Raw genomic sequence first — 253 nt, 5'->3', positions numbered from 1 at the left:
CGCGGCGTCCGCGGCTGCACCATTCCCGCCGCCAGCACCATCGGCGACCTGCTGAAGGCGGCGGGCACGATGAAGTCAGCGCCGTTGCTGAGGAACCAGTGGCGGATTTTTTTTGGCCCCCAGTCGGGGTGCTGCTGGCGGAACTGAACGAGGCGCGCGGCGATGTCGGGGGGGATTTTATCGGGCTGGAGATGGCGGGCGCGGGAGAGATTTTCAAGCGAGGAGAGCTCGCCGGGGTTAAAGCGGCTGAGCC

At 66.8% G+C, this 253-nt stretch carries 1 protein-coding gene; it reads right to left on the bottom strand.

Going from position 1 to position 253, the window contains the following annotated elements; translation table 11 throughout:
- A partial coding sequence (locus tag CBW22_RS26470; RefSeq protein WP_176428211.1) for a helix-turn-helix domain-containing protein occupies positions 1–253 on the bottom strand: 253 nt, incomplete at both ends.

The organism is Pantoea sp. VS1, from assembly GCF_002207995.1.
Classification (GTDB): domain Bacteria; phylum Pseudomonadota; class Gammaproteobacteria; order Enterobacterales; family Enterobacteriaceae; genus Pantoea; species Pantoea dispersa.
Note: the sequence above shows the minus strand (reverse complement) of the source record. Positions and strands in the feature narration are given on the sequence as shown.